This window comes from Paraburkholderia sp. GAS206C (genome assembly GCF_050435645.1).
Classification (GTDB): domain Bacteria; phylum Pseudomonadota; class Gammaproteobacteria; order Burkholderiales; family Burkholderiaceae; genus Paraburkholderia; species Paraburkholderia phenazinium_B.
This window is the reverse complement of record NZ_JBNDKR010000003.1, coordinates 277,995-303,912: the sequence shown is the minus strand read 5'-3', so window position 1 is coordinate 303,912 and position 25,918 is coordinate 277,995. Positions and strand designations below refer to the sequence as shown.

Annotated in this window: 25 protein-coding genes; 2 read left to right on the top strand and 23 right to left on the bottom strand. The window is 62.7% G+C overall.

The annotated features are described in order from the left end of the window. Positions 1–264 precede the first annotated feature (264 nt). The gene (locus P3T20_RS09715; RefSeq protein ID WP_074263381.1) at positions 265–660 is read left to right on the top strand and encodes an acyl-CoA thioesterase; all 396 of its coding nucleotides are present in this window, start codon (positions 265–267) and stop codon (positions 658–660) included. A 46-nt stretch (positions 661–706) separates the two neighbouring features. On the opposite strand, the gene P3T20_RS09710 is transcribed toward P3T20_RS09715, so the two are convergent. The 6 genes from P3T20_RS09710 to P3T20_RS09685 all read right to left on the bottom strand — a co-directional run bounded on the left by P3T20_RS09710 (position 707) and on the right by P3T20_RS09685 (position 6,552). Continuing rightward, positions 707–1,258: a GNAT family N-acetyltransferase gene (locus P3T20_RS09710; RefSeq protein WP_429286784.1), complete on the bottom strand. Its 552-nt coding sequence runs from the start codon at positions 1,256–1,258 to the stop codon at positions 707–709. Positions 1,259–1,342: 84 nt separating this feature from the next. Beyond that, positions 1,343–1,591 (bottom strand): hypothetical protein, encoded by a 249-nt coding sequence (locus tag P3T20_RS09705; RefSeq protein WP_429286783.1) that lies wholly within the window; start codon positions 1,589–1,591, stop codon positions 1,343–1,345. A 13-nt stretch (positions 1,592–1,604) separates the two neighbouring features. Beyond that, positions 1,605–2,132 carry a GNAT family N-acetyltransferase gene (locus tag P3T20_RS09700; protein ID WP_429286782.1) on the bottom strand — a complete coding sequence of 176 codons (528 nt, stop codon included), beginning with the start codon at positions 2,130–2,132 and terminating at the stop codon, positions 1,605–1,607. Then, on the bottom strand, positions 2,129–2,737 hold the full coding sequence (locus tag P3T20_RS09695; protein WP_429286781.1) for a helix-turn-helix domain-containing protein: 609 nt from the start codon (positions 2,735–2,737) through the stop codon (positions 2,129–2,131). The genes P3T20_RS09700 and P3T20_RS09695 overlap by 4 nt, the downstream gene beginning before the upstream one ends. 47 nt (positions 2,738–2,784) lie before the next feature. Further along, positions 2,785–5,892, bottom strand: a complete 3,108-nt coding sequence (locus tag P3T20_RS09690) for a sensor domain-containing protein (protein WP_429286780.1) — start codon at positions 5,890–5,892, stop codon at positions 2,785–2,787. Positions 5,893–6,075: 183 nt separating this feature from the next. After that, positions 6,076–6,552 carry a nitrate reductase associated protein gene (locus tag P3T20_RS09685; protein ID WP_429286779.1) on the bottom strand — a complete coding sequence of 159 codons (477 nt, stop codon included), beginning with the start codon at positions 6,550–6,552 and terminating at the stop codon, positions 6,076–6,078. Between the two features lie 140 nt (positions 6,553–6,692). On the opposite strand from P3T20_RS09685, the gene fdhD reads away from it, so the two are divergent. Next, entirely contained in the window at positions 6,693–7,523 is an 831-nt protein-coding gene (gene fdhD / locus P3T20_RS09680; RefSeq protein ID WP_429286778.1) for a formate dehydrogenase accessory sulfurtransferase FdhD, read from the top strand. Between the two features lie 19 nt (positions 7,524–7,542). Here fdhD and P3T20_RS09675 read toward each other — a convergent pair whose 3' ends face one another. The 17 genes from P3T20_RS09675 to P3T20_RS09595 form a co-directional block, all read right to left on the bottom strand. Continuing rightward, positions 7,543–8,313: an enoyl-CoA hydratase gene (locus P3T20_RS09675; RefSeq protein ID WP_074263372.1), complete on the bottom strand. Its 771-nt coding sequence runs from the start codon at positions 8,311–8,313 to the stop codon at positions 7,543–7,545. 144 nt (positions 8,314–8,457) lie between these two features. After that, a complete protein-coding gene (locus P3T20_RS09670) occupies positions 8,458–9,657 on the bottom strand; it encodes an acetyl-CoA C-acyltransferase (RefSeq protein WP_074263371.1) in 1,200 nt (399 codons plus the stop codon). An 83-nt stretch (positions 9,658–9,740) separates the two neighbouring features. Continuing rightward, positions 9,741–12,176, bottom strand: coding sequence for a 3-hydroxyacyl-CoA dehydrogenase/enoyl-CoA hydratase family protein (locus P3T20_RS09665; RefSeq protein WP_074263370.1), 2,436 nt, complete (start codon positions 12,174–12,176; stop codon positions 9,741–9,743). 139 nt (positions 12,177–12,315) lie between these two features. Continuing rightward, the gene (locus tag P3T20_RS09660; protein WP_074263369.1) at positions 12,316–14,103 is read right to left on the bottom strand and encodes an acyl-CoA dehydrogenase C-terminal domain-containing protein; all 1,788 of its coding nucleotides are present in this window, start codon (positions 14,101–14,103) and stop codon (positions 12,316–12,318) included. Positions 14,104–14,200: 97 nt separating this feature from the next. After that, the gene (locus P3T20_RS09655) at positions 14,201–14,800 is read right to left on the bottom strand and encodes a TetR/AcrR family transcriptional regulator (RefSeq protein WP_074263368.1); all 600 of its coding nucleotides are present in this window, start codon (positions 14,798–14,800) and stop codon (positions 14,201–14,203) included. Between the two features lie 365 nt (positions 14,801–15,165). After that, entirely contained in the window at positions 15,166–16,377 is a 1,212-nt protein-coding gene (gene clsB / locus P3T20_RS09650) for a cardiolipin synthase ClsB (protein ID WP_429286976.1), read from the bottom strand. Positions 16,378–16,418: 41 nt separating this feature from the next. Beyond that, entirely contained in the window at positions 16,419–16,895 is a 477-nt protein-coding gene (gene nudB / locus P3T20_RS09645; protein WP_074265924.1) for a dihydroneopterin triphosphate diphosphatase, read from the bottom strand. Positions 16,896–17,083: 188 nt separating this feature from the next. Beyond that, entirely contained in the window at positions 17,084–18,883 is a 1,800-nt protein-coding gene (aspS, locus tag P3T20_RS09640; RefSeq protein WP_074263366.1) for an aspartate--tRNA ligase, read from the bottom strand. 71 nt (positions 18,884–18,954) lie between these two features. After that, complete coding sequence (locus tag P3T20_RS09635; protein ID WP_074263365.1) at positions 18,955–19,611, bottom strand: DUF502 domain-containing protein; 657 nt, start codon at positions 19,609–19,611, stop codon at positions 18,955–18,957. Positions 19,612–19,685: 74 nt separating this feature from the next. Next, on the bottom strand, positions 19,686–20,063 hold the full coding sequence (locus tag P3T20_RS09630) for an FmdB family zinc ribbon protein (protein ID WP_074263364.1): 378 nt from the start codon (positions 20,061–20,063) through the stop codon (positions 19,686–19,688). 138 nt (positions 20,064–20,201) lie between these two features. Beyond that, positions 20,202–20,843 carry a hypothetical protein gene (locus tag P3T20_RS09625; protein ID WP_074263363.1) on the bottom strand — a complete coding sequence of 214 codons (642 nt, stop codon included), beginning with the start codon at positions 20,841–20,843 and terminating at the stop codon, positions 20,202–20,204. Then, the gene (ubiB, locus tag P3T20_RS09620; RefSeq protein ID WP_074263362.1) at positions 20,833–22,410 is read right to left on the bottom strand and encodes a ubiquinone biosynthesis regulatory protein kinase UbiB; all 1,578 of its coding nucleotides are present in this window, start codon (positions 22,408–22,410) and stop codon (positions 20,833–20,835) included. The genes P3T20_RS09625 and ubiB overlap by 11 nt, the downstream gene beginning before the upstream one ends. A 15-nt stretch (positions 22,411–22,425) precedes the next feature. Further along, on the bottom strand, positions 22,426–23,070 hold the full coding sequence (locus P3T20_RS09615) for a ubiquinone biosynthesis accessory factor UbiJ (RefSeq protein ID WP_074263361.1): 645 nt from the start codon (positions 23,068–23,070) through the stop codon (positions 22,426–22,428). 113 nt (positions 23,071–23,183) lie between these two features. Then, the gene (locus P3T20_RS09610; RefSeq protein ID WP_074263360.1) at positions 23,184–24,206 is read right to left on the bottom strand and encodes a Tim44 domain-containing protein; all 1,023 of its coding nucleotides are present in this window, start codon (positions 24,204–24,206) and stop codon (positions 23,184–23,186) included. Between the two features lie 37 nt (positions 24,207–24,243). Then, entirely contained in the window at positions 24,244–24,975 is a 732-nt protein-coding gene (gene ubiE, locus P3T20_RS09605) for a bifunctional demethylmenaquinone methyltransferase/2-methoxy-6-polyprenyl-1,4-benzoquinol methylase UbiE (RefSeq protein WP_074263359.1), read from the bottom strand. A gap of 66 nt (positions 24,976–25,041) precedes the next feature. Then, on the bottom strand, positions 25,042–25,455 hold the full coding sequence (locus P3T20_RS09600) for a gamma-butyrobetaine hydroxylase-like domain-containing protein (RefSeq protein WP_074263358.1): 414 nt from the start codon (positions 25,453–25,455) through the stop codon (positions 25,042–25,044). Positions 25,456–25,462: 7 nt separating this feature from the next. After that, the gene (locus P3T20_RS09595; RefSeq protein WP_074263357.1) at positions 25,463–25,891 is read right to left on the bottom strand and encodes an HIT family protein; all 429 of its coding nucleotides are present in this window, start codon (positions 25,889–25,891) and stop codon (positions 25,463–25,465) included. Between the last annotated feature and the right edge of the window lie 27 nt (positions 25,892–25,918).

Genomic DNA, 25,918 nt, shown 5'->3' with positions numbered 1-25,918 from the left:
GGGAATCAGCTGGCGGTGGGGACGGAATCGACAGAGGCATCAGCAGGGCGCGCCGCCATCTGGTAGCTACCGCCCGCGCAATCCCGGCGGCAGGCATTTCGGCGCGCGACCCGGCTGGGCGCTTTCCCGTACAATTCCTGATCTCTCTATTGTCGCAGAAGCCGGCTGGCGCCGCTTTCCACGGGCTGGCCGGTTGCCGGTTGTCATGTTGTCGTGAAGAACCCGCCTGCTGGTCGAGCCAATCCGTTTCTCATGGGTGCCCCGATGAACGATCAACTTCAACTTCCGCAAAAATCCTGCGCGCTGCGCGTCGTGCCGCAACCGTCCGACGCCAATGTTCACGGCGATGTGTTCGGCGGCTGGATCATGGCGCAGGTCGATATCGCTGGGTCCATTCCCGCCAGCCGGCGCGCCAACGGGCGGGTGGCGACCATCGCGGTCAATTCGTTCGTGTTCAAGCAGCCGGTGTTCGTCGGCGATCTGCTGAGCTTCTACGCGGATATCGTCAAGACCGGCAATACCTCGGTCACGATTGAAGTCACGGTGTACGCGCAGCGGATGAGTCTCGCGGAAGAAGTGGTGAAGGTCACCGAAGCCACGCTGACGTACGTCGCCACCGATAGCGACCGCCGTCCCCGCGCGTTGCCCTCAATCGACTAGGCGAAGTGGCGAGGCGGGCAGTTGCTCGCCTCTTCAGGCGGCTTGCTCAGGCCAGCCTCCAGTCCTTGCGCAGCAGGCTGAACTGCAGCAGGTCATGACGCTCACCCTGCCAGTAACCGGCTTCGCGCGCCCGCCCTTCCTGTACGAAGCCGAGGCCGTGCGCCAGCTTGAGCGAAGCGGCATTGTCCGGATGAATCTGCGCTTCGATGCGGTTCAGCTTCATCTGCTCGAAGCCCCACGCGAGCGCCGCGGACAACGCTTCCGACATCAGCCCGGCGCCACGCGCCGAGTGAGCCAGTTCATAGCCGACCGTACAGGTCTGCCAGCCGCGATTCCATTTGAACAATCCGCACGAGCCGATCAGCATCGCGTCGAACTTGCGTTCAATCCCCCAGCGCACTCCCGGGTTGGGCATCTTGCGCCAACCGGCAAAAGTCTCGATCAGCTTTTGCGCCTGCCGGACATCGACCATCGGGTCGACGCCGTACCAGCGCATGCTGGGCGCGTCGCCGTGAATCGCAAACAGCGCCGGGGCGTCGCCGGCGACGAGTTCGCGCAGCAGTAGCCGTTGCGTTTCGAGCGCGGGGAAGTCGCTCATCGAGCACCTGGGGAATGAGGAAATGCGAGGGCCAATTCTACACGGCCACCCACGCATGCCGATGCGATATTGGCTGAGATAGCCTCACAGGCTTCGATCGAGAATCGCCAGAAATTTTGTGCGCTCAGTTTGTTCGGAGACGCGAAAGCGCTCCCATTCGGTGCTCACGCGCAAATCCGCAAACAGGCCCGCTGCGTCCTCATGAAAATGCAGAAACGCTTTGCCTTTGCGATAAAAAACGCCCGGACGCGGCTCCTTGAGTTCTCCGCGCTCGCGTATCGAGCCGATCAGAACTGCGAGCGTGTCGAGTGCCGCTGGACCTGCATGCTTCATCTATCGCGCTCCCTCACAGATGCCGGTAATAAACCGTCGTCGCGCAAAACTCACCGTCGGGCATCAGCGCGTATTTCGGCACGACGCCCACACGCTGCCACCCGGCCTTTTCGTACAAACCCTCTGCCGCGCCGCCGGTGACGGTATCGAGCACCAGCACGCTCCTGCCCTCGTCACGCGCGGTATCTTCGACCGCCGCCATCAAGCGTTGTGCAATACCTTGCCGCCGCGCCTTGCGGCACACCAGCATCTTGCCGACGTCCGCACGATGCGGCTGATTGTCGGGTTGCGCGAAGATCAACTGCACTGTACCGAGTATCTCACCCGCGCGGTTCTCGGCAATCAGCAGCGCCCGCTCGTTGCGCGCCACGCCCTCGGCGACGCCGCGCCAGAACCCGAGCGCTTTCTCGCGCGCGAGCGGCAACATATAGCCCACTGACGCCCCGCCTTCCACGCAATCGATCAGCACGTCCGCCAGCGCGTCTACACAGGCGACAGCCTCATTAGCGCCGATCCGGCGCACGCTAACGTCTTCGCTCATCCGTTTCTCCTTGCCGGCGTAAATGGCGCAAACGGTATAAAGGGCACGCTGGTCAGCGCCACCAGATAGCGGGCCGGCTCGCGCGTGGGATTACGAAACGCCGTGGGACAGTCGAGCCTCATCGAAAGACAGTCGCCCGCCTCCAGACGCCAGTGCGCGTCGCCCACCGTCATCTCCATCACGCCTTCGATCATCCAGACCTGCTGATGAATCTCGACGTCGCGCTCGCTGGTGTCGTAAGCAACCTGCTGCCCCGCCGGAAAGTTGACCTCGACCAACTGGATCGGCGAGCGTGCCGCAGACGACAGGTTGCGGCGGACATAGCCCGAAGTCGGATCGGTCCATACCGGCTGCTCGCCAGCGCGGGACATCGGTGAAGGCTCGGCGGACTCGCTTGCGCTGTCTTCGAATAGCGAAGCGAGCGTCACGCGCAGGGCGGTGGCGAGCTTGTCGAGCACGGTTGCCGTTGGGCTGCTCTGACCGCGCTCGATCAGCGAGATCGTGGAGCGGCTCACGCCGCTGCGTTCGGCAAGCGTGTCGAGGGAATAGCCCTGGGCGTCGCGAAGCTCACGCACACGGCTGGCGATCCGGTTGTTGATGTCCATTAATCCAGTTTAATGGAAAATAAATCCAGTAAACTGGATTTTTGCCCCTACGCCACCATCGCCGCCGCCCCAGCCTGCAGCAAGGCAGGAATCGCGTCGGTCGGCATCGGTCTCGAGAAGAAGTAGCCCTGCATTTCGTCGCAGGCGCGCTCTTTGAGAAAATCGAGTTGCTCCGATGTCTCCACGCCTTCGGCGATCACCTGCAGGTTCAGCGAATGCGCGAGCGCGATAATGGCCGACGTAATCGTCTCGTCGTCGCCCGACGTGCCGATGTCCGACACAAACGAGCGGTCGATCTTCAGGCGGTCCACCGGAAAGCGCTTCAGATAGCTAAGGCTCGAATAACCGGTGCCGAAGTCGTCGATGGCGAGCCCAATGCCCAGTGCGTGCAGCGAGTTGAGCATCAACACCGCTTCTTCGGCGTTGCGCATGATGGTGCTTTCGGTGAGTTCAAGTTCGAGGTATTGCGGCTCGAGTCCAGTCTCCGCGAGGATCTGCGTGACCACCTTGGCGATATCGTGATGCTGGAATTGCCGGGCCGAGAGGTTCACCGAGACGCGCGCCGGCGGCAAGCCCTCGTCCTGCCAGGCCTTGTTCTGGCGGCACGCTTCGCGCATCACCCACTCGGACAACGGCCCGATCAGTCCGCACTCCTCCGCCACCGGAATGAACGACGACGGCGGGATCAGCCCCACCTCCGGGTCGCGCCAGCGCACCAGCGCCTCCATGCCCACGATCTGTCCGGTCACGATATCCACCTGCGGCTGGTAGTGCAGCAGGAACTCGTTATCGCGCAAGGCGCGCCGCAGACGTCGTTCAAGACTCAGCCGCGCGCCGGCGCTCACATTCATCTCCGGCTGGTAGAACTGGAAGTTGTTACGGCCCATGTCCTTCGCGCGATACATCGCGAGGTCGGCCTTCTTCATCAGGGTTTCGGTGTCGTCGCCGTCCTGCGGGAACAGGCTCGCGCCCATGCTGCAGCCCACGTACAGTTCCGTGCCGTCGAGCCACACCGGCTCGGAGATCGACGCACGCACGCGCTCCATCCACGCAATCAGCGACTGCTCGTCAACGGTGTCGGTCATCACGATCACGAATTCGTCGCCGCCATGCCGTGCCACCGTGTCGCTCGCGCGGGCGCAGCGCGCCAGGCGCTCGGCGACGACGCCCAATAGCCGGTCGCCGACGCTGTGTCCGAGGCTGTCGTTGACGTTCTTGAAGCCGTCCAGATCGATAAACACGACTGCGACACCCTTGTGGTGGCGTCGGGCGACGATCAGGGCGTGCTGCAGACGGTCGCGCAGCAGATTGCGGTTGGGCAGCCGGGTCAGGCTGTCGTAGTTCGCCTGGTATTCGAGCTGCTCCTGATAGCGCATCAGGTCGGTGACGTCGTTGATGACGCCGATGTGATGCGTGGTCTCGCCATCCGGATTCGGCACCGGCGCGATAAACAGCTGGTTCCAGAACAGCGCGCCGTCCTTGCGGTAATTGCGCAGCACCGCGCTCACTTCGCGATTGGCCGCAAGCGACTGGCGGATCGCCGAAATCCCTTCCTGATCGCGGTCGTCGCGTTGCAGCAGGCGGCAGTCCTGGCCGATCACCTCGGCCGGATCGTAGCCGGTGATGCGCTTGAACGCCGGATTCACGTATTCGATCAGATTGCCCGTCTCGGTCGGCCCGGTGATCAGAATGGCGTTGACGCTCGCATCGAGCGCGCGGCTTTGCAGACGCAGCGCCAGATCGGCGCGCTTGCGCTCGGTGATATCGGTGTAAGAACCGAGCACACCGATCACACGGCCGTCGCTATCGGTGAACGGCAGCTTGCTCGTCACTGTGGTGCGATGCACGCCGTCGATCACCAGGTCGGCCTCGAAGTTCATCTTTGGCACGCCGGTGGTGATCACTTCGACGTCGTGCGCCTGCACCTGATCGGCCAGCGCGCGCCAGGGCAGATCGTGATCGGTCTTGCCCACCACCTGCTCCGGATACGCCAGCCCGGCATCGCGAGCAAACGCCATGTTGCAGCCCAGATAACGCGATTGCTGATCCTTCCAGAAAATCCGCTGAGGAATATTGTCGATCACCGTTTCGAGCATCTGGTTCGAGCGCTGTGCCTCGGCTTCGGCATTGATCTGCTCGGTGACGTCATCGGCCAGCACGAAGATCGCGGGGCGGCCCATGTAGGTCAGCGAGTGATACGAGATGTCGGCGCTGATCGTCGAGCCGTCCTTGCGCCGGTGATGCCAGACGCCGGCCATCGTGCGGCCCTGGTTGGGGCCATCGTCGCTGCGCAACAGATGCGACTCGAGGCGGCCGATCTCGCCGTTCGGACGGATCGCGCGGACCGTCATTGCAAGGAATTCGCTCTCCGAATAGCCGTATTGCTGGACGGCTGCCGCGTTGACCGCGAGAAAACGCAGCGTCTCGCGATCGAAGATGTACATCGGCACGGGATGGGTGTCGAACAGGCCGCGAAAGCGTTCGTCGTTGCGGTACAGCGCCTTGGCCATCCGCAGCCGCTCGCGCGCCGCGCTTTCACGTGCGCCGAACGTGAAGATCAGTAGCGAGCAACCGGCCAACATTGTGACGATCAGCAGCAGCATCGCGTGCTGCGTACGCCGGTGCGATTCCGCCAGCGACACCTGCAAGGCGCGGTTTTCCTGCTGCCGCAACGCTGCCAGCGCCGTTTCCACGTGATCCAGTTCCATGCCGAGCTGCGTGTAGGCCGACGCCGCCCATGCTCGCGATTCGTCCGGGCCGCTCGCCTGAGCCAGCGCCAGTGCGGCCGCGATTTCCTGCTGCAGTGTCCGGCTCTCGCTACTCAGCTTGCCCAGTGTGGCGGCCATGGCCGGTTCGTCGGCGAGTTCCGCCGCGAGCCTGTGCTCGAGCCCGGCGAGCGAAGCCGACATCACCGACGCCGCATCGGCCGGTCCGGGCCGCCCGGTCGCCTCGAAGCGACCCAGCGTCGCGAGGCCGTCATCGAGCGCCGAACGATAGGCGTCGAGATTCTGGCGGATGTCAGTCGAGCGGAGCGTGCGCACGTCGGCATCGCGCTGGCCGCAGATCTGCGTGTAGGCGACAAACGCGTTCGCGCCGACCGCTGCGGCGACGACTGCCAGATTGATCAGTAACCGCCTCGATAGGAAAGGAGTCATGGGTTCCGAACGTTATTCGTTCTGCAGGCGGGAGTGCGCTGAGGTCCGTGCGCATGAATGCGTATGCAGCACGTGCTTGTTCTTGCCTCTGCGGGGTCTTTTTACGCGCCAACCCTTGGATAACGGCAACGAATCGGAACAGTTTGAGGGTGCGATGCAAAAATATTTGCGGGGCGGGGACGACTAGCCGGCCAGACCAAACTCTTTCATGGCGGGTACAAAGTCGTGGTTCGCTTCGGGTTTGCGCGACAGCTTGGTAAGCACGTAGCGTTTGAACGGCTCGAGCGTGGCCCACTGGTCGGTGCTCGGGGCGTGCAGGCTGGCGAGTGCCACCTGGTGCATCACGCCCTCCGGCACGGCGTTGGTCCGACGCCACGGGGGGGCGTCCTCGGGAGTGAACCATTCAGGCTCGACGTTGGCGTGCGTGCGCAGCATTTCGAACAGCGCATGATCGAAGTTCGGCTCGATGCTGGCGTCCTCTTCGACCGGAAAACGCGCGAGCAGCTTGCGGTCTTCGTGTGGCAGCATCTGCCACTGCGCGAGCGAAATGCGCAGCCCGAAGCGGTCGAGATTGAAGCGCACCGCCATCGGGATGTAGGTCAGATCTTCCGAAGACTCGACTTCGAAGTTGAACAGGAGCGGCGCCTCGTTGAGTCCCATGACAGTGTCCTCTTTGGTGGCGGGCCAACGCACAACGCCCGCTTGAGGTATTTTAGAACCTTATTCGTGCGGCGGCGGCCCGGCCAGGCTGGGCCAAGGGACAGTTCCCCGCGCGCCGCATCGGTCTAGGAGTCAGGGTTTTGAACGAACTTGAAACGGCGGATCAACCGGGCGCTGTCGAGCGCCAGGTGCGCCGCCACCGCGGCGGCGCGGTGGAAACGGTCATTGACCACGTCGGTCAGGAGTGGCCCGTAGCGCTCGTCTTCAATGGCATTTCGCATGCGGTGATGATGTGCACGCCGCGCGATCTGGAGGCGTTCGCGGTCGGTTTCTCGATTTCGGAAGGGATCGTGGAGCGCGGCAGCGATATCCAGGACATCGAGGTGGAGCTGCATGACGGCGAAATGCCGCATGCCGAAGTGCAATTGCAGGTCGTGCAACAGGCCTTCGTCGAGCTGAAGGAAAAGCGCCGCGCGCTCGCGGGCCGGACTGGCTGCGGCGTGTGCGGGATCGAAAGCATCGATCTGCTGGATCTGAAGCCGGAGCGCGTGCCTGACACCGGTTTTCTGCAGCGGCTCGCACCGGATGCGATTGCCCGCGCTGCACGTGAGCTGCCTGCGCATCAGGCCCTGACCAAACTGACGGGCGGCCTGCACGCGGCGGCATGGTGCGACGCGGAAGGCGCCATCCGCCTTGCGTTCGAGGATGTGGGCCGTCATAACGCCCTGGATAAGCTGATCGGGCAGCTGGTGCTCGACCGGGCGGATACCAAGGATGGCTTTGTGTTTCTGTCGAGCCGTGCGAGCTATGAACTGGTGCGCAAGGCGGCGCGCGTCGACGTGCCGATGCTGGCGACCATCTCGGCGCCGTCGTCGCTGGCGATTGCGATTGCACGCCAGGCCGGCGTACGGCTGGTGAGCTTTTGCCGCGAGGCCGGTTACGTCGACTACGACACGCTTGCGCCGACGTAAGCCCGTTGCCTGTTGCTGCTCAGTCGAACTGCCGGAAATCCGGCTTGCGCTTTTCGAAGAACGCCTTGAACGCCTCGCGCGCTTCCGGCGCGAGCAGCATCTTGCCGAAGTGCACGGCTTCATCGGACATCTGCGTTTGCAGTTCGTGGTGGCTCGCTCGCTTCATCAGCGACTTCGTCACACGCAACGACGAAGCCGGCAGTGCCGCCAGCTTGACCGCTTGTTCGAGCGCGAATGCATCGACTTCCGCGGCCGGTAGCAGGCGGTTCACGAAGCCCATCTGTTGAGCTTCGCGCGCGTCGAACGCTTCACCCAGCAGCAGCTTTTCCGCTGCGGCCTGATAGCCGGCGACGCGCTGCAACAGCAGGCTCGAAGCCGCTTCCGGGCACAGCCCAAGTTGCGCAAACGGCAGCGAAAACGTCGCTGTATCGGCGGCATACACCAGGTCGCAATGCAGCAACAGGGTCGTGCCGATCCCCACCGCCGGGCCCGCCACCGACGCCACCACCGGTTTCTCCGCCGAGCTGATCGCGCGCAGGAACTGGAACACCGGCGCGCTTTCGCCCATCGGCGGCGTCTTCATGAAATCTTCCAGATCGTTGCCGGCGCTGAAAATGCCGACGCTGCCGCGAAACAGGATCGCCCGCACGGACGTGTCGCCCTGCGCTTCGACCAGCGCGTCGGCCATCGTCTGGTACATGGCGGCCGTAATCGCGTTCTTCTTGTCCGGCCGGTTGAAGGCAATCGTCAGCACGCCGTTGGCGCGCTCGACCAGAATGTCCATCGTCATCTCCTGTTAGTCCCGCTCAGTGCTGCGCAACACTGCCTGTCGAGGCGGTAATGCGGCTGTGATGCGGCTGAATGAAAAAACGGTTCGCAGGCCTCAGGGCTTACGAACCGTTCTGAGGTCTTCAAAGGACCTGTGCGTACACGATTACAGACGCTCAATGATGCCCGCTGCGCCCATCCCTGTGCCGACGCACATCGTGACCATGCCGTACTTGTAGTTGCGACGGCGCAGGCCGTGCACCACTGTCGACGCACGAATCGCGCCCGTCGCGCCGAGCGGATGGCCCAGTGCAATCGCGCCGCCAAGCGGGTTGATCTTCGACGGATCGAGACCGAGGTCCTGGATCACCGCCAGCGACTGCGCGGCGAACGCTTCGTTCAGCTCGATCCAGTCCAGGTCTTCGATCTTCAGACCCGCGGCCTTCAGCGCAGCCGGAATCGCTTCCTTCGGACCGATGCCCATGATTTCCGGCGGCACGCCGCGCACGGCGAAGCTGACGAAACGCGCGAGCGGCGTCAGGTTGAACTCCTTCAACATCTTCTCCGACACCACGATCAGCGCGCCCGCGCCATCCGAGGTCTGCGAGCTGTTGCCGGCCGTCACCGAACCCTTGTTGGCGAAGACAGTACGCAGCTTGGCCAGACCTTCCAGCGACGTGTCCGCGCGCGGACCTTCGTCGAGCGCGACTTCGCGCGTCTTCACCTTCACTTCGCCGGTGGCGAGATCGGGGAAACGCTCGGTGATCGTGTAGGCGGCGATTTCGTCGTTGAACTCGCCGGCCTGCTGCGCGGCGATGGCGCGGCGATGCGATTCGACCGAGAACTGGTCTTGCGCTTCGCGGCTGATCTTCCAGCGCTCGGCGACCTTCTCGGCGGTCAGGCCCATGCCGTAGGCGATGCCGAAGTCTTCGCTGCGATCGAAGATGTGCGGCGACATCGACGGCTTGTTGCCCATCATCGGCACCATGCTCATCGATTCGCAGCCGCCGGCGATCATCGCGTCGGATTCGCCGACGCGGATGCGGTCGGCGGCCATCGCCAGCGCCGTCAGACCCGACGCGCAGAAACGGTTCACCGTGACGCCGCCCACCGTATTCGGCAGACCGGCAAGCAGTGCACCCATGCGCGCCACGTTCAGCCCTTGTTCCGCTTCTGGAATTGCGCAGCCGATGATGGCGTCTTCGATCACCTTGGTATCGAGACCGGGCACCTGCGCCACGGCCGCTTTGATCGCGTGCACCAGCAGTTCGTCGGGGCGCGTGTTCTTGAACATCCCGCGCGGCGCCTTGCCGATCGGCGTGCGGCTCGCGGCGACGATGTATGCGTCTTGCAATTGCTTTGTCATTTGAAGAGCTCCTATGTCGGCCAGAGTTAGCGCTTTAGCGCTTACTCTGGCCCCATGCGATTTATGCGGGCGATCGTCGCGCGTTAATTACGCACCGGCTTGCCGGTTTGCAGCATGCCCATGATCCGTTCCTGCGTCTTCTGCGTGCCGAGCAGATCGACGAACGCACGGCGCTCGAGTTTCAGCAGCCATTCTTCGTCCACCAGGCTGCCCGCTTCGACATCGCCGCCGCACACGGCTTCGGCGATACGGCTCGCGATCAGGTAATCGTGATCGCTAATGAAACGGCCATCGCGCATATTGACGAGCGACGCCTTGATCGTCGCAATCGCCGAGCGGCCTGCGACCGGCACCTGCGTCACACGCAGCGGCGGACGATACCCGGCCGCGGCCAGCGCACGCGCTTCCTTCTTCGCCACATCGAGCAGCTCAAACACGTTGAAGACGATCGTGTCGGACGGCTTCAGATAACCCATTGCACGGGCGTCGAGCGCGGAGGCCGAGACCTTCGCCATCGCGGCGTTTTCAAACGACTTCTGCACGAACTTCAGGAGATCGTTGGTGGCACCAGCCTGCGTCGCCGCTTCCGCTGCGCGCAGCGCCGCTTCCTTCAGACCGCCGCCAGCGGGAACCAGACCCACGCCGACTTCCACCAGACCGATGTAGCTCTCGATATGCGCCACACGCTTCGCGCTTTGCAGCACGAGTTCGCAACCGCCGCCGAGCGCGATGCCCGACACAGCCGAAACCACCGGCACGTTCGCGTACTTCACGCGCAGCATGCCTTGCTGGAACTTCTGCACGAACGGCTCGATACCCTTCGCGCCACCCGTCATGAACGCAGGCAGCGCCTCTTCCAGATTCGCGCCTGCCGAGAACGGACCGCCCGGCGTACCGAGCTTCAGCGACGTGGGCTGCCACACCACGAGGCCCTTGTATTCCTTTTCGGCCAGTTCAATTGCTTGCGTGAGGCCATCGATTACCGACGGTCCAATCGTGTTCATCTTGCTCTTGAACGAGACGATCAGGACGTCGTCCTCGCCCGCACGATCGTCGACCCATGCGCGAACCGCATCGGTTTCGAACAGCGTCTTGCCGTAAGTCTTCGGATCGGCACCGGTCTCGCCGACCAGCGGCGCACGGAACACCTGTTTGTCATAGACGCTCAAGGAAGAACGCGGCACGAAAGACTTCGAAGCCGGCGACCACGAACCTTCGTTCGTATGCACGCCGCCCTTCTCGGCAACCGGACCTTCGAGCACCCAAGACGGCAGCGGCGCACTCGACAGCGCGTTGCCTGCGGCGATGTCTTCCTGCACCCACTCGGCGACCTGCTTCCAGCCGGCCGTCTGCCAGCCTTCGAACGGGCCTTCGTTCCAGCCGAAACCCCAACGGATGGCCAGATCGACATCACGTGCGTTGTCGGCGATCGACTCCAGATGCACACCGATGTAATGGAACACATCGCGGAAGATCGACCACAGGAACTGCGCCTGCGGATGTTGCGATTCACGCAGCAGTTTCAGGCGCTCTGCCGGCGGACGCTTGAGGATGCGGCCCACCAGTTCGTCGGCCTTCGCGCCGCCGTCGACATACTCGCCCGTCTTCGGATCGAGCACCTTGATCGCCTTGCCCTCCTTCTTGTAGAAGCCGCCGCCGGTCTTCTGACCGAGCGCACCCTTCTTCACGAGTTCGGCGAGCACGGCCGGTGTTTCGTAGACCGGGAAGAACGGGTCGTCCTTCAGGTTGTCCTGCATCGTCTTGATGACGTGCGCCATCGTGTCGAGACCGACCACGTCGGCGGTGCGGAACGTTGCCGACTTCGCGCGGCCCAGACGCGAACCCGTCAGATCGTCCACTTCGTCGAAACGCAGGCCGAACTTCGCCGCTTCGGTGATGACCGCGAGGATCGAGAAAATGCCCACCCGGTTGGCGATGAAGTTCGGCGTATCTTTCGCACGCACGACGCCCTTGCCAACCACGCTCGTCAGGAACGTTTCGAGCTGATCGAGAATTTCCGGACGCGTCGCCGCGGTCGGAATCAGCTCGACTAGATGCATATATCGCGGCGGATTGAAGAAGTGCACGCCGCAGAAGCGCGACTTCAGTTCATCCGAGAAACCTTGCGACAGTTCGGTGATCGACAGACCCGACGTGTTGCTCGCGAAAATCGCGTTCGACGCGATATGCGGCGAGACTTTCTTGTACAGGTCGTGTTTCCAGTCCATCCGTTCGGCGATTGCTTCGATCACGAGATCGCACTCGGCGAGCTTCTCGATGTCGTCGTCGTAGTTGGCAGGCTGGATGTATTGCGCGTCTTCCTTCACGCCAAACGGCGCCGGCGACAGCTTCTTCAGATTCTCGATCGCTTTCAGTGCGATCGCGTTCTTCGGGCCTTCCTTGGCGGGCAGGTCGAACAGCAGCACAGGCACCTTGGCGTTGATCAGGTGCGCAGCGATCTGCGCGCCCATCACGCCGGCGCCGAGCACGGCTACCTTGCGAATGATCAGATTGCTCACGTCGTTCCTCCGGGGGAGTTATGCGGGTGTCGCGTAATGTTTGCGTGGGTTTCGCGCGCGGTGCACGCGGGCTTCGCAATGTGTGGCTGGCGGCAGGGCCACGCGTTTCAGGCACGCGCGGCCCTGCCGTGATGTGGCTTTAGAACAGCGACTCTTCGACGTCCATCAACGACTTCGAACCGGCGCGTGCCTGGCGAATCGTCATGGCCGTTTCCGGCAGCAGCTTGGCGAAGTAGAAGCGCGCGGTGGCGAGCTTGGCCTTGTAGAACGGATCGCCGGACGCTTCCTTGTCCAGGGCGATGCGCGCCATGCGGGCCCAGAAGTACGAGAACACCAGATGGCCGACGGTGCGCAGATACGGTACAGCCGCGGCGCCGACTTCGTCCGGGTTCTGCATGGCCTTCATGCCGATTTCCATGGTGAGCTTCTGCACCTTGTCGCCGATGTCGGCGAGCGGGTTCACGAACTCCTGCATTTCCGGCTTGATACCTTCGGCTTCGACGAACTCCGTCACCAGCTTGCCGAACTTCTTCATCTTCGCGCCCATGTCGCCGAGGACCTTGCGGCCGAGCAGGTCGAGCGACTGGATCGCGTTGGTGCCTTCGTAGATCATGTTGATGCGCGCGTCGCGCACGTACTGCTCCATGCCCCACTCGGCGATGAAGCCGTGACCGCCGTAAATCTGCATGGCGTGGTTGGTGCTCTCGAACGCGTTGTCCGAGAGGAACGCTTTCAGGATCGGCGTGAGCAGCGCGACGAGGTCGGCGGCATCCTTGCGCACCGATTCTTCGGCGTGCGACAGTTCCTTGTCGATATGCAGCGCGGACCAGTACGAGAAAGCGCGCGCGCCTTCGGCGTAGGCCTTCTGCGTGAGCAGCATGCGGCGCACGTCCGGGTGCACGATGATCGGGTCAGCGGCCTTTTCAGGCGCCTTCGGGCCGGTCAGCGAACGCATCTGCAGACGCTCTTTCGCGTAAGTCAGCGAGTTCTGATAGCCGATTTCGGTCAGCCCAAGGCTCTGCATGCCGACGCCCAGACGCGCGGCGTTCATCATCACGAACATGGCGTTCAAGCCCTTGTTCGGCTCGCCGACCAGCCAGCCCCTGGCGTTGTCGAGATTGATCACGCAGGTGGCGTTACCGTGGATGCCCATCTTGTGTTCGATGGAACCGCACTTCACGGTATTGCGTTCGCCCGGCTCGCCGGCTTCGTTCGGCACGAACTTAGGTACGATGAAGAGCGAAATGCCCTTGGTACCGTTCGGTGCATCCGGCAGACGCGCGAGCACCAGATGAACGATGTTCTCCGCGAGGTCGTGTTCGCCGCTGGAGATGAAAATCTTGGTGCCGCTGATCGAGTAAGAGCCGTCGACGTTCGGTTCGGCCTTGGTGCGCAGGATGCCGAGATCCGTGCCGCAATGCGGCTCGGTCAGACACATCGTGCCGGTCCACGTACCGGAGACGAGTTTGGGCAGATACGTCTGCTGCAGTTCCGGCGTGCCATGCGCATGCAGGCATTCATACGCGCCGTGCGACAGGCCCGGGTACATCGTCCACGCCTGGTTCGCCGAATTAAGCATTTCGTACAGAGCGTTGTTGACGAACGCGGGCAGGCCCTGGCCGCCGTATTCCGGATCGCAACCGAGTGCCGGCCAGCCAGCCTCGACATATTGCTTATAAGCTTCCTTGAAACCCTTCGGCGTGGTCACGACGCCGTCGCCGACGTACGTGCAGCCTTCCTGGTCGCCGCTCTGATTCAGCGGGAACAGCACTTCGGAGCAGAACTTGCCGGCTTCTTCCAGCACTGCATTGATCGTATCGGCATCGAGATCTGCGTGCTTCGGCATCTGCTTGATCTCATCTTCGACATTAAGCAGCTCGTGCAACACGAATTGCATGTCGCGCAACGGCGCGGCGTACTGTCCCATGACTCTCTCCAAAGTTTGACAAGGAGCCAGGCCGTCAACTCCAGTCCGTGTCCGGACCTTTTCAGCGCCGCTGGATCCGCCGGATCCGGCTGCCCTGCTAACGGCTTTCGCTCTGATACGAAACAATCAGTTTTTCGAGCGCGGCCCAGGTCAGAGGCACTGCATCCGGTAAGTGCAGGAAGCGTGCGTCGTGATGCAGGCCGAGCGTGAAGCTGTACAGTTCGAACAGCATCAGTTGCGGGTTCGTGTCCGCACGCAGATGCCCTTCTTCCATTGCCTGCGAAATGGCCCGGGTGAGCGCTGCACGCCAGATCGTCACGCTCGACACCAGTTGCTCGCGCACCGGGTTGTCCGCGCGGTCGTCATACTCGACCGCACCGCTGATGTAGATGCATCCGGTAGTCACTTCCTGGATGCGCTTCTCAATCCAGCGGGAGATCATTGCGCGCAAACGCGGCAAGCCGCGCGGCTCACGCAGACTCGGGAAAAACACCTCGTCTTCGAAACGACGGTGATATTCGCGCACCACTTCAACCTGCAAGTCCTCGCGCGACCCGAAGTGCGCAAACACGCCGCTCTTGCTCATCTGCATGCGCTCGGCCAGCAGCCCTATCGTCAGACCTTCCAGTCCGTCGCGGCTTGCCAGATCGAGTGCTGCATCGAGAATCGCGACCCGCGTTTGTTCGCCTTTTCGCATAGCTGTTTTTACCGTTCTTATGTGACCGAAAGAAAATCGAACGGCCGTACTATTATTGAGTGCTGCCGTCCGCGAAACAAGGACTTTATTAGAAACCGGTTTCTAACCGGAGCATCAATTTTGCGTCATACGTCTATCGGACGCGGGAGATTTTTTTAGAGGGGTTTGTCTTGTCGGCGCGATCCGGTTTGACGCGTGTCGCAACTCCCGGGGCGATTTGGCGCGATGGACGCGCAGGGGACGTTCGGGCAGGCGGGTTTGCCCTGGGCCTCGGGGCGACCGCGTGCATGATTCATTCAGCGCCAGAGCATCGCGGTCGAGCAATGACATCATCCGTTCCCGAGCTTGCTTGCGGCAAAACCGGTCTAGTCGTACCCGCCGACCGTCAGCAGTTTCATCACGACGCGGTAGGTGTTGTAGGCCAGCCAGTTCAGCGCACGCTCGCCTGCGGGACGGGCCTCGTAGTGCTCGATATCGATACGGCGCGACTCGTCGAAGGCAGTCAGGATCGCCTCGCGCAACGCCTTGATTTGCGGGTCATGCACTAGCACGACGTTGGCCTCGTTGTTCAGCATAAGACTCAGCGCGTCGAGATTCGATGAGCCTACCGTACCCCAGGCCGAATCGACAACGGCCACCTTGCCGTGCAGCATCGTCTTTTCGTATTCGGCGATCTTCACGCCGGCCTTCAGCAACGAGCGGTACAGGAAAGGCACTGCGTAATCGAGCGCGGCAAACTCTTTCCTCCCGATGATCAGCTTCACGTCCACCTCACGCCGCGCCGCGAACACCAGCGCACGGCGCAGCTTGCGGCCCGGCATGAAGTAGGGATTGGCGAGCAGCACCTCGGTGCGCGCCTGACCGATCGCGGTGAGGTAAGCCTTCTCGATGGCGCGGCGGTTGATCAGGTTGTCGCGCGCGACGAACGCCACCGCGGGTTCGCCAACGCCGCGCAGATCGGCGCTGCGGTTGTGGCCGCGGGCCGGTGCGCCGGAACTGGTGTCGTCCTTGAAGGTGAAATCGGGCTGCAGCGCTTCGACCGGACGGTGACCGAAACGGATCCGGTGCCATTGGCTCTCGAACGCCTCGCGGACATCGGCGACCACCGGCCCCTGCAGCTCGACCGCAAAGTCCCAGCGCCGATACGGCAAACGCGCACCGTCGTTCTCGTAGTCGTCGACGATATTGATGCCGCCGCACCACGCGAACTGATCGTCGACCACGGCCAGCTTGCGATGCGTGCGCGAAAAACCGAAGCGGCCAAACAGATGCGGGTTGTAGATCCGATGCTCGATGCCGCGCTCAGGCCAGTCGTGGAAAATCGGCAGACGGGCGGTGCCGATGCCGTCGGTGATCACGCGCACACGCACGCCGCGGGCGGCGGCGCGCAGCAACGCGGCACTGACCACCTGGCCGGCGTCGTCATTGCAGAAGATGTAGGTTTCGAGAACGACGTCTTTCTCCGCCGCATCGACGCGCGCGATCAACGAAGTAAAAAACGCCTCCCCGGAGCGGAACAGTTGGACTTCGTTACCGGCGGTGAAGCGGAACTTCGACCAGTAACGACGACCGAACAGGGTTTGCCGAAGCCGCTCGAAATGCCGCGAACCGCCGGCCGTCATCGGAGCCGCCTTTTCAGGCGCTGCGGCAACTGCAGGATCGCGTCGGCGTTCGACGAGGAGAAGCAGCGCTCTGCGGCTTCTTCATGCGGCAGCCAGAGGTGCGCGGTGTGCTCGAGCGGCGCGAGCGTCACCTCGCAACGCTGCGGCACCTCGAGGCTGAACCAGTGTTCGGTGTTGTGCGTCACGCCCTCGGCGTAACGATGCCGCCAGACCGGATAAATCTCGTACTCGATCTGATACTGCCAGTCCAACAACGCCTCGCGGGGCACAGCGGAGCTGCCGATCACGATACCGGTTTCCTCGGCCACTTCGCGTATAGCGGTCGAGGCAAGCGGCTCGTCGAGCGTTTCTTTCGAGCCCGTCACCGATTGCCAGAAACCCGCGCGATCAGCACGCTCGATGAGCAGCACATCTAATTCCGGCGTATGGATCACCACAAGTACGGATTCGGGAATCTTCGGCGGTTTCGGCATGGCGATAAGACTAGGCGCGTACTGCGCGCGGTACATGTCGGTCGACGGCTTTATCTGGGCTATTGTTTCACCCGTTGCTCCGACTGTAACGCAAAAAACGAAAAAGGCGCGTGCCGCGCCTTTTTCGTTTGCTTGACCGCGGCCCATTGAACCGCTGGATGAGCCGCTCAGACAGTGAGCATGCAGCCTTACGCCTTCGCTTCCGGCTGACGCAGACGGATGTGCAACTCGCGCAACTGGCGCTCGTCCACTTCGCTCGGCGCCTGCGTGAGCAGGTCCTGTGCGCGCTGCGTCTTCGGGAACGCGATTACGTCGCGGATCGAGTCGGCGCCGGCCATCATCGTGATGATGCGGTCCAGACCAAACGCGATACCACCATGCGGCGGCGCGCCGTATTGCAGCGCATCGAGCAGGAAGCCGAACTTGGCGCGTGCTTCTTCCGCATTGATCTTGAGCGCGCGGAACACCTTGCTCTGCACTTCTTCGCGGTGAATACGCACCGAACCGCCGCCGATTTCCCAGCCGTTCAACACCATGTCATAGGCCTTGGCGAGGCAGCGGGCCGGATCCGTTTCCAGATACTCGAGGTGTTCGTCCTTCGGGCTCGTGAACGGGTGATGCGCGGCGACGTAACGGTTTTCTTCTTCGTCGTATTCGAACATCGGGAAGTCGACCACCCACAGCGGCTTCCAGCCGGTTTCGACGAGGCCGTTGGCCTTGCCGAATTCGGAATGACCGATCTTCAGACGCAGTGCGCCGAGGCTGTCGTTGACGACCTTCGCGCGATCCGCCGCGAAGAAAATGATGTCGCCGTCTTGCGCACCGGTGCGCTCGATGATGGCCTTGATGGCTTCATCGTGCAGGTTCTTGACGATCGGGCTTTGCAGACCGTCGCGGCCCTTGGCGACTTCGTTAACCTTGACCCAGGCCAGACCCTTCGCGCCGTAGATGCGCACGAATTCCGTGTAGCTGTCGATATCGCCACGCGAAAGCTCGCTGCCCTTCGGCACGCGCAGCGCCGCAACGCGGCCATCCTTGGTGTTGGCAGGCGTGCTGAACACCTTGAAATCGACGTCCTTGACCGCGTCGGTCAGGTCGGTGAATTCGAGCTTCACGCGCAGGTCCGGCTTGTCCGAACCGAAGCGGCGCATGGCTTCCGAGTACTGCATCACCGTGAATTTCTCGTCCAGTTCAACGCCGATCGTCACCTTGAAGACGTGACGGATCATCGCTTCGAACAGGTCGCGAATTTCCTGTTCCGAGAGGAACGAGGTTTCGCAGTCGATCTGCGTGAATTCCGGCTGACGGTCGGCGCGCAGGTCTTCGTCGCGGAAGCACTTGACGATCTGGTAGTAGCGGTCGAAGTTAGCGACCATCAGCAGCTGCTTGAACAGCTGCGGCGACTGCGGTAGAGCAAAGAACTGGCCGGCATTGGTACGCGACGGCACGAGATAGTCGCGCGCGCCTTCGGGCGTGCTCTTCGTGAGCATCGGCGTTTCGATGTCGATGAAGCCCAGCGAGTCCAGATACTTGCGTACTTCGATCGAAACACGGTAACGCAGACGCAGGTTGTGCTGCATCTGCGGACGGCGCAGGTCGAGCACACGATGCGTGAGACGCGTGGTTTCCGACAGGTTGTCGTCGTCGAGCTGGAACGGCGGCGTGACCGACGCGTTCAGCACGTTCAGTTCGTGGCACAGCACTTCGATCTTGCCGCTCTTCAGGCCAGCGTTGGTCGTGCCTTCCGGACGATTACGCACGACGCCCTTGATCTGCACGCAGAACTCGTTGCGCACGCCTTCAGCGGTCTTGAACATCTCCGCGCGATCGGGGTCGCACACGACCTGAACGAGGCCTTCGCGGTCGCGCAGGTCGATGAAGATAACGCCGCCGTGGTCACGGCGACGGCTCACCCAGCCACACAGCGACACGGTTTGGCCCAGCAGTTCTTCGGTCACCAGACCGCAGTATTCAGATCGCATCGACATGATGTTTGTCTTTCGTTTTGCATTAGTTGAACGGCGCGCAGCTCATGAAACTGAAACAATGCGCGCCGGCATTACATCGGCGGTTCGATGGTGGAGCGGCGCACCTGCTGCGCCGGTGGCGCGGATGGCGCCACCACGCCCATCGAGACAATGTACTTGAGCGCAGCGTCGACCGTCATATCAAGTTCGACCACTTCGCTCTTCGGCACCATCAGGAAGAAGCCGGACGTCGGGTTCGGCGTAGTCGGCACGTACACGCTGACGTGATCTTCCTTCAGGTGGTTGAGCACGTCCCCGCCCGGAATCCCGGTCAGGAACGCGATCGTATAGGAGCCCTTGCGCGGATACTCGATAAGCAGGGCCTTGCGAAACGCATTGCCGCTGCTGGAGAGCAACGTATCGGACACCTGTTTGACGCTCGTGTAGATCGGCCCGACCACCGGAATATGGCCGACCAGCAACTCCCACCACTTCACGAGCTTCTGCCCGATGAAGTTCTGCGTCAACAGTCCAACGATGAAGATAAACGCCAGCGTCAGCACTGCGCCCAGGCCGGGCAGACGGAAGCCGAGCGCGCGCTCCGGCTGCCACGACTCCGGCAGCAACAGCAGCGTCTGATCCATCGTGCCGATAATCAGACCGAGCACCCACAACGTGATGGCCAACGGCACCAGCACCAGCAGGCCGGTCAGGAACACCGATTTGAGCGTCGCTTTTTTCGTCGTCATGTGTATCGCCAGAAAGCCACGCCGGCCGGGCCGGTTGTGGCGAGTGCGCCGCCTCGTCGAGGCGGCAACGCTAGCTAGGCGCTGCCGGAGCCGTTGCCGCTGGTGCTAGCCGGTGCGGCCGCCGGCGCTGCAGGTGTTGCGGCGCTGGTAGAGCTTTCGGTCGAGCCGCCCGACGAGCCGGTGTCGGCGGAGCCGCCCTCGGACTTCACGGGCGCGGCTTCCTTGTCGCCGCTCGCGCCACTCGGCGCCGCTGCGCTCTTCGCGCCGTTGCCGCCGCGGAAATCGGTTACATACCAGCCCGAACCCTTCAATTGAAACCCGGCTGCGGTCACCTGCTTGCGGAATGTGTCTTTTCCGCACTCGGGGCAGTTCGTCAACGGGGCGTCGCTCATCTTCTGAAGCACGTCCTTCCCGAAGCCGCATGATTCGCAGCGATACGCGTAGATCGGCATGATCTTTTCCCTACATTAATCTGGCAAACGCTTGCAAAGCCTTGAATTATAGCCGCAAACAATCTCCCACCCCCGGTTTTCAGGAGTGGGCGGCCGACGCAGCCACCGCGGGCACATATTGGGGCGCCCAACGTGGGATCAAGTCCTCGTCGAGGCGCGGCGGCGCCAGGTGAGCCAGCGCTCGCGGCCGGCGAACACCGGCATCGAGTCGCTGACGGGCTCGTCTTCGATCAGTTCGAAATGCGGATTCAGCAAGGCGTCGAGTTCGGCGCGCTCGATTCCGAACGGTGGCCCTTTCGGGGTCGCGCCCAGAAAGAAGAAGCCGGCCAGCAGAGTCTGCGCCGGCAGAAGTTCGGCCATGCGCTGCGCATAATCTGCGCGGCGGTCCTTCGGCAACGCGCACAGAAATGCGCGTTCATACATCCAGCCTGGGGTGAAGGGCGGCTGCCAGGAGAAGAAATCGGCCTGATCGACGACGTTTGCGTATGCGCCTAGCTGTGAGCGCGCAGTCGCCACCGCAGCCGACGAGAAATCGATCGCCTGCACCCGGCGACCCTGACGGGCTAGCCAGAGCGCCTCCCACGCGCTGCCGCAACCGGGAATCAGCACTGCGGCTTCGGGATGGCGCGTCGCGAAGGTCTGAAACGCCGCCTGCACGCCCGCCTGGTCCCATGGCGTAAAGCCGCGTTCAAAGCGTTCATCCCAGAATGCCGGCGAGTTCGGATCGCGGGTGGCGAAGTCGGGGCCTGCTGGATTCAACGGATCCACTTTATCCACCATAAACTAGTGCGAGCCAGGCCCGCGCCACCACCGCGCCAATGCCGACCGCAATACCGAACATCAGCAAGCCTTGCAACAGCCGGTTGGTGCGCTTCTGCTCGAGCAGGATCTGGCGAATCGTGTCGTCGCCCGGGCCGCGCTGGTTGTCGTGACGTTCCGCCAGCACGTGGTGGATCAGCCGCGGTAGTTGCGGCAACGTTTTGCTCCACTGCGGCGCTTCGATCTTCAAACGCTCGAGCCAGCCACGCAGGCCGATCTGCTCATTCATCCAGCGTTCGAGATACGGCTTGGCCGTCTTCCACAAATCGAGTTCGGGATCGAGCGAACGCCCGAGGCCTTCGACGTTCAGCATCGTCTTCTGCAACAGGACGAGCTGCGGCTGGATCTCGACATTGAACCTGCGCGACGTGGAGAACAGGCGCATCAGCACCTGACCCAGCGAAATGTCCTTCAGCGCGCGGTCGAAGTACGGTTCGCAGACTGCACGAATTGCGCTTTCGAGTTCCTCGACACGCGTAGTGGGCGGCACCCAGCCCGACTCGAGGTGAAGCGTGGCGACCCGGTGGTAGTCGCGCTTGAAGAACGCAAGGAAGTTCTGAGCGAGGTAGTTCTTGTCGAAGTCCGACAGCGCGCCGATGATGCCAAAGTCCAGCGCGATATAGCGCCCGAAGTGCGCCGGATCGAGACTGACCTGGATATTGCCGGGGTGCATGTCCGCATGGAAAAAGCCGTCGCGGAACACCTGCGTGAAAAAGATTTCGACGCCTTCGCGAGCCAGCTTCGGGATGTCCACGCCCGCGGCGCGCAGGGTTTCCACCTGACTGATCGGCACGCCGACCATGCGCTCCATCACCAGCACGGTGGGTGTGCAGAACTCCCAGTACATCTCCGGTACCAGCAGCAGATCGAGTCCCGCGAAATTGCGACGCAACTGGCTGCCGTTGGCGGCCTCGCGCATCAGGTCGAGCTCGTCGTGCAGGTATTTGTCGAATTCGGCGACGACCTCACGCGGTTTCAGACGCTTGCCGTCGGCCCACAGGCGTTCGGCCCATACGGCGATATCGCGAAGCAACGCAAGATCCGAGTCGATCACCGGCAGCATGTTCGGGCGCAGCACCTTCACCGCCACGGCCTTGCCTGCATGTTGGCCGGCTTTCACCTTGGCAAAGTGCACCTGCGCGATCGACGCGCTCGCCACCGGCACCCGCTCGAAATCGTCGAACAGCACGTCGACCGGCGCCCCCAGCGACTTCTCGACGAGCCCAATTGCCACCTCGGACGGGAACGGCGGCACCTGATCCTGCAGCTTGGCCAACTCGTTAGCGATATCGACAGGCAGCAGGTCGCGCCGGGTCGACAACACCTGGCCGAACTTCACGAAAATCGGCCCGAGGCTTTCGAGCGCGAGACGCAGCCGCACGCCTGGCGGCTGGTCGAACTTACGGCCGATCGTGGTGATGCGCAGCAACAACCGCACACGGCGGTCGTTGATACGGCTGAGCATCATCTCATCGAGACCGAAGCGGATAACCGTAAAGAAAATTTTGAGGAAACGCAGAAAACGCATGGTTGAGCCCGGTGACTAGCGCGTGCCGCGCGACGTGGCGGCGCCGCCCGGCGCATTGGCGCCGCGGGCTTCGACCTTCTTTTCAAGACGCTCGAGACGTTTTTCGACGCGTGCCAGCGCATCGCGGGCGCTGGCGAGGTCGGCATTGAAGTCGTCAAGCGCGGCGCGGCGCACTAGTTGCGGATTCTCATCGAGCAGGTATTCGGCCACCGAGTCGAGCAGATTGCGCCCAGTGCGGCGCGCATGCTCACCGACCGAGCGCGCCACCGAGGCGACCCGCCAGGCCGGACCGTCGCCGATCATCCGCGCCAGGTCTTCCTCCGGTTCCCAACGCAGATGCTCGGCCAGCTTCGCGATCACCGTGGCGAATTCTGCGTCGCCTTCGATCTTCACATGCTTCATCACCGCCGCCTGACCGCCCTGTACAAAGGCCGGCAACGCCTCGGGCGGCACCAAGATGGTGACGTCGAACTGCTGCGTTTGCGTTTCGTCGACCGCGGCCAGATAGCCGTCGGGCTGGACGAGCAGCATCAGAACGACCGGCGGACAGCTCAGCCGGGCGGTCTTGCCGGCATAGGGGGCGAGGCGCTCGCGGGCCCACGATTCGCGGGCGAGCAGGTGATTGACGGCAGCAGCGAAGGGCTTGGCGGCGAGGGTCATTGAGAGTGGCAAGAAAAAACCCGCGCGGGCGATGTGCCCGCGCGGGTTCCTATTGTAACGTCCGTTCGCTTCGCGGCTTAGTCGGCCGAACAGCCAATGCGCAACGCGTCACGTCAATGCGCGGAGGTGGCCTGACCGATCCCCGCCTGCTGGATACCGGCGAGCAACCACCCTTCCCCTGCGCGGCCTGACTTCGACAGGTTCCAGATTTCCACGAACGGCTCGGCCGGCGCGCCCGAGTTCTCGCGGATCAGGCCGGAGAAGCGCACGCTGGCCAGATATTCACTGCCGCGGTCCTCAACGCCCAGCAGCTCGGCGTTCAACTGCACCACGTCGGTCAGCGTGGCCTCTGGCCCGCGCGAGTCGAGGTCGATCTTCACTTCGGCGAACATTTCGGGCGTCGTGAATTCGCGGATATCGGCGATGTTGCCCACGTCCCACGCGGCCTGCAGGCGCACGAAGTAGACCTTCGCATTGCGGACAAACGCTTGCGAGTCGAAACCGGCGGGAACGACAGGCGTCGCGAGCATAGCCGAAGCGGCATTGACCTGCGGCTCGCGGTAAAAGCCGTTTTGCGCCGACGGCGCCTCGGTGAAGCTCGGCTCCTGCGAGTAGCCGTTACGTCCAGCGTTCAAACTGGGCGCTGTGCCCGCATAGGCAGGTGCTGCGGCATCGCGCTTGCGGCCCACAAAACGGCGGATCAGCCAGACAGCCAGCATCGCGATGGCGGCTATCACGAGCATATTGGCCATGGCGCCGGCAAACGCCTCACCCATCCCGAAGTGCGAAAGCAGCGCGGCGATACCGAGGCCAGCGGCCAGACCCGCAATCGGCCCGAGCCAGCGCGAGCGGTTAGGTGCGGCGGCCGGCGTCGGCGCCGGTTGCGCGCGCTGCGCCTGGGCGGCTTGTGCCGATTGCTGTGCCTGCTGCGGAGATTGGGCCGGCGGCGTGGTTTGCCGCTGCATCGCGCTCGACTGCTGACGGCCGATGCTGCGCCCACCACCCAGGCGCCGCGCCTCGGCGTCGAGCGAGGCAACGGTGGCGAACGCGATCAGACCGACCATCACTGCCAGTCCGATTCTCCTCGCCAGCGACCCCTTAACATTACGGGAAGATAACAAACGCGAATCGGACATGATGGAAATTTCCTTTAAAAACGATGGGTTAGGGACCCTAGTATTTGGTCCCCACGTGTAAAGCTACCACACCAGCTGACAGATTGTAATATTTGACGCCGTCGAGGCCAGCTTGTTCCATCATCGTCTTTAAAGTTTCCTGGTCCGGGTGCATCCGGATCGATTCCGCCAGGTAGCGGTAGCTCTCCGCGTCTTTCGCAAAACGGTCGCCGAGCCACGGCAGCACCTTGAACGAATAGACGTCGTAGACTTTTTTCAGCGGATCCCACACCTTCGAGAATTCGAGCACCAGCAGACGGCCAGCCGGCTTCAGCACGCGGCGCATTTCTGCCAGCGCGATATCCTTGTGGGTCATGTTGCGCAAGCCGAACGCTACCGTCACCACGTCGAAGTAGTTGTCTGGAAAGGGGATTTTTTCCGCGTCGCACAACAGCGCCGGCGTCACGATGCCTTTATCGAGCAGGCGGTCGCGGCCCACGCGCAGCATCGATTCATTGATGTCCGTGTGCCAGACCTCGCCGGTCGGCCCCGCCTTTTTGGCGAATTCCTTGGACAGGTCACCCGTGCCGCCGGCGATATCCAACACCTTATAGCCCGGCCGGACATTCGCCTGTGCAATCGTGAACATTTTCCACGCCCGGTGCAGACCGCCTGACATCAGGTCGTTCATCAGGTCGTAGTTGGAGGCGACAGAGTGGAACACGCCGGCCACCTTCTGCGCTTTTTCCTGTTCGTCTACCGTCTGAAAGCCGAAGTGGGTTTTGCTCATCGCGTTCGTCCTTTCGCGTATTTTTGAATGTTGCGCCGCATCAGTGTGGCGTCAGGCCGAATCGTATCAGTGACAATGACCGTGCGGGGCGCTGGCTGACGCCATCGGCGCGTCGCGGTCGACGCCGGCCGCTTTCAGTTTGTCGAGATATTCGCGCCAGAGTTCATCCTGGCGGGTGGCGATGTCATACAGCAGATCCCACGAATAGAGCCCGGTAGAGTGACCATCCGAGAAGGTCGGCTGCAACGCATAGTTGCCCACGCCCTCGATGGCGGTGATCGTCACCTCGCGCTTGCCGGTCTGCAGCGTCTCCTGCCCCGGCCCGTGGCCACGCACTTCCGCCGAGGGCGAGTACACCCGCAGTAATTCGAACGGCACGCGGAACGATTCGCCGTTTGCGTATTGCAGTTCGAGCGCGTGCGATTTGGCGTGTACCACCACGCCGGTTGGCACCGGTGTGTCGCGAGTCAGTCCACTCATGTTGACCTCAGGCCAAAGCTTGTTCGATTTCCTGCCGCACCGCATCGCGCAGCAACGTCGCCTGCGCCCGGCGTGACGACAGCAGCGCCTCCGACACCGTGCGCTGGCGCGGCGCCCAGATCGGCAGTGGGAAATGGGCGTCGTTAGAGAAACGCGGAATCACGTGCCAGTGCACGTGCGGCACCTGGTTGCCGAGGCTCGCCAGATTCACCTTGACCGGTTGCAGGATGCGCCGCATGGCGCGTTCGACCGCATACACCGCACGCATCACACGGTCGCGATCGCTCTCGGCAAGATCCGAAAACTCGGCAACGTGCTTGTTCCAGATCACCCGGCAGAAGCCCGGGTAATCGTGTTCGTCGGCAAGGACGACACGCATCGTATCGTCCTGCCACAGCACGTCGCCGCCATCTTCACGGCAAAATACACAGTCCATCGTCGTCCTCAAGCGGAAATCGTCAGT

What these genes read in the sequence shown, in the direction of transcription:
- nudB (WP_074265924.1), bottom strand. Translation starts at nt 16,895, where the DNA reads ATGCCGAAACCGCCGAAGATTCCCGAATCCGTACTTGTGGTGATCCAT.
- P3T20_RS09600 (WP_074263358.1), bottom strand. Translation starts at nt 25,455, where the DNA reads ATGAGTGGACTGACTCGCGACACACCGGTGCCAACCGGCGTGGTGGTA.
- P3T20_RS09655 (WP_074263368.1), bottom strand. Translation starts at nt 14,800, where the DNA reads ATGCGAAAAGGCGAACAAACGCGGGTCGCGATTCTCGATGCAGCACTC.
- P3T20_RS09685 (WP_429286779.1), bottom strand. Translation starts at nt 6,552, where the DNA reads ATGGGACTCAACGAGGCGCCGCTCCTGTTCAACTTCGAAGTCGAGTCT.
- P3T20_RS09695 (WP_429286781.1), bottom strand. Translation starts at nt 2,737, where the DNA reads ATGGACATCAACAACCGGATCGCCAGCCGTGTGCGTGAGCTTCGCGAC.
- P3T20_RS09660 (WP_074263369.1), bottom strand. Translation starts at nt 14,103, where the DNA reads ATGGGACAGTACGCCGCGCCGTTGCGCGACATGCAATTCGTGTTGCAC.
- P3T20_RS09705 (WP_429286783.1), bottom strand. Translation starts at nt 1,591, where the DNA reads ATGAAGCATGCAGGTCCAGCGGCACTCGACACGCTCGCAGTTCTGATC.
- P3T20_RS09595 (WP_074263357.1), bottom strand. Translation starts at nt 25,891, where the DNA reads ATGGACTGTGTATTTTGCCGTGAAGATGGCGGCGACGTGCTGTGGCAG.
- P3T20_RS09690 (WP_429286780.1), bottom strand. Translation starts at nt 5,892, where the DNA reads ATGACTCCTTTCCTATCGAGGCGGTTACTGATCAATCTGGCAGTCGTC.
- P3T20_RS09715 (WP_074263381.1), top strand. Translation starts at nt 265, where the DNA reads ATGAACGATCAACTTCAACTTCCGCAAAAATCCTGCGCGCTGCGCGTC.
- P3T20_RS09610 (WP_074263360.1), bottom strand. Translation starts at nt 24,206, where the DNA reads ATGTCCGATTCGCGTTTGTTATCTTCCCGTAATGTTAAGGGGTCGCTG.
- P3T20_RS09630 (WP_074263364.1), bottom strand. Translation starts at nt 20,063, where the DNA reads ATGCCGATCTACGCGTATCGCTGCGAATCATGCGGCTTCGGGAAGGAC.
- ubiE (WP_074263359.1), bottom strand. Translation starts at nt 24,975, where the DNA reads ATGAGCAAAACCCACTTCGGCTTTCAGACGGTAGACGAACAGGAAAAA.
- aspS (WP_074263366.1), bottom strand. Translation starts at nt 18,883, where the DNA reads ATGTCGATGCGATCTGAATACTGCGGTCTGGTGACCGAAGAACTGCTG.
- P3T20_RS09670 (WP_074263371.1), bottom strand. Translation starts at nt 9,657, where the DNA reads ATGACAAAGCAATTGCAAGACGCATACATCGTCGCCGCGAGCCGCACG.
- P3T20_RS09625 (WP_074263363.1), bottom strand. Translation starts at nt 20,843, where the DNA reads ATGGTGGATAAAGTGGATCCGTTGAATCCAGCAGGCCCCGACTTCGCC.
- ubiB (WP_074263362.1), bottom strand. Translation starts at nt 22,410, where the DNA reads ATGCGTTTTCTGCGTTTCCTCAAAATTTTCTTTACGGTTATCCGCTTC.
- P3T20_RS09635 (WP_074263365.1), bottom strand. Translation starts at nt 19,611, where the DNA reads ATGACGACGAAAAAAGCGACGCTCAAATCGGTGTTCCTGACCGGCCTG.
- P3T20_RS09675 (WP_074263372.1), bottom strand. Translation starts at nt 8,313, where the DNA reads ATGACGATGGACATTCTGGTCGAGCGCGCCAACGGCGTGCTGACGATT.
- P3T20_RS09615 (WP_074263361.1), bottom strand. Translation starts at nt 23,070, where the DNA reads ATGACCCTCGCCGCCAAGCCCTTCGCTGCTGCCGTCAATCACCTGCTC.
- P3T20_RS09700 (WP_429286782.1), bottom strand. Translation starts at nt 2,132, where the DNA reads ATGAGCGAAGACGTTAGCGTGCGCCGGATCGGCGCTAATGAGGCTGTC.
- P3T20_RS09710 (WP_429286784.1), bottom strand. Translation starts at nt 1,258, where the DNA reads ATGAGCGACTTCCCCGCGCTCGAAACGCAACGGCTACTGCTGCGCGAA.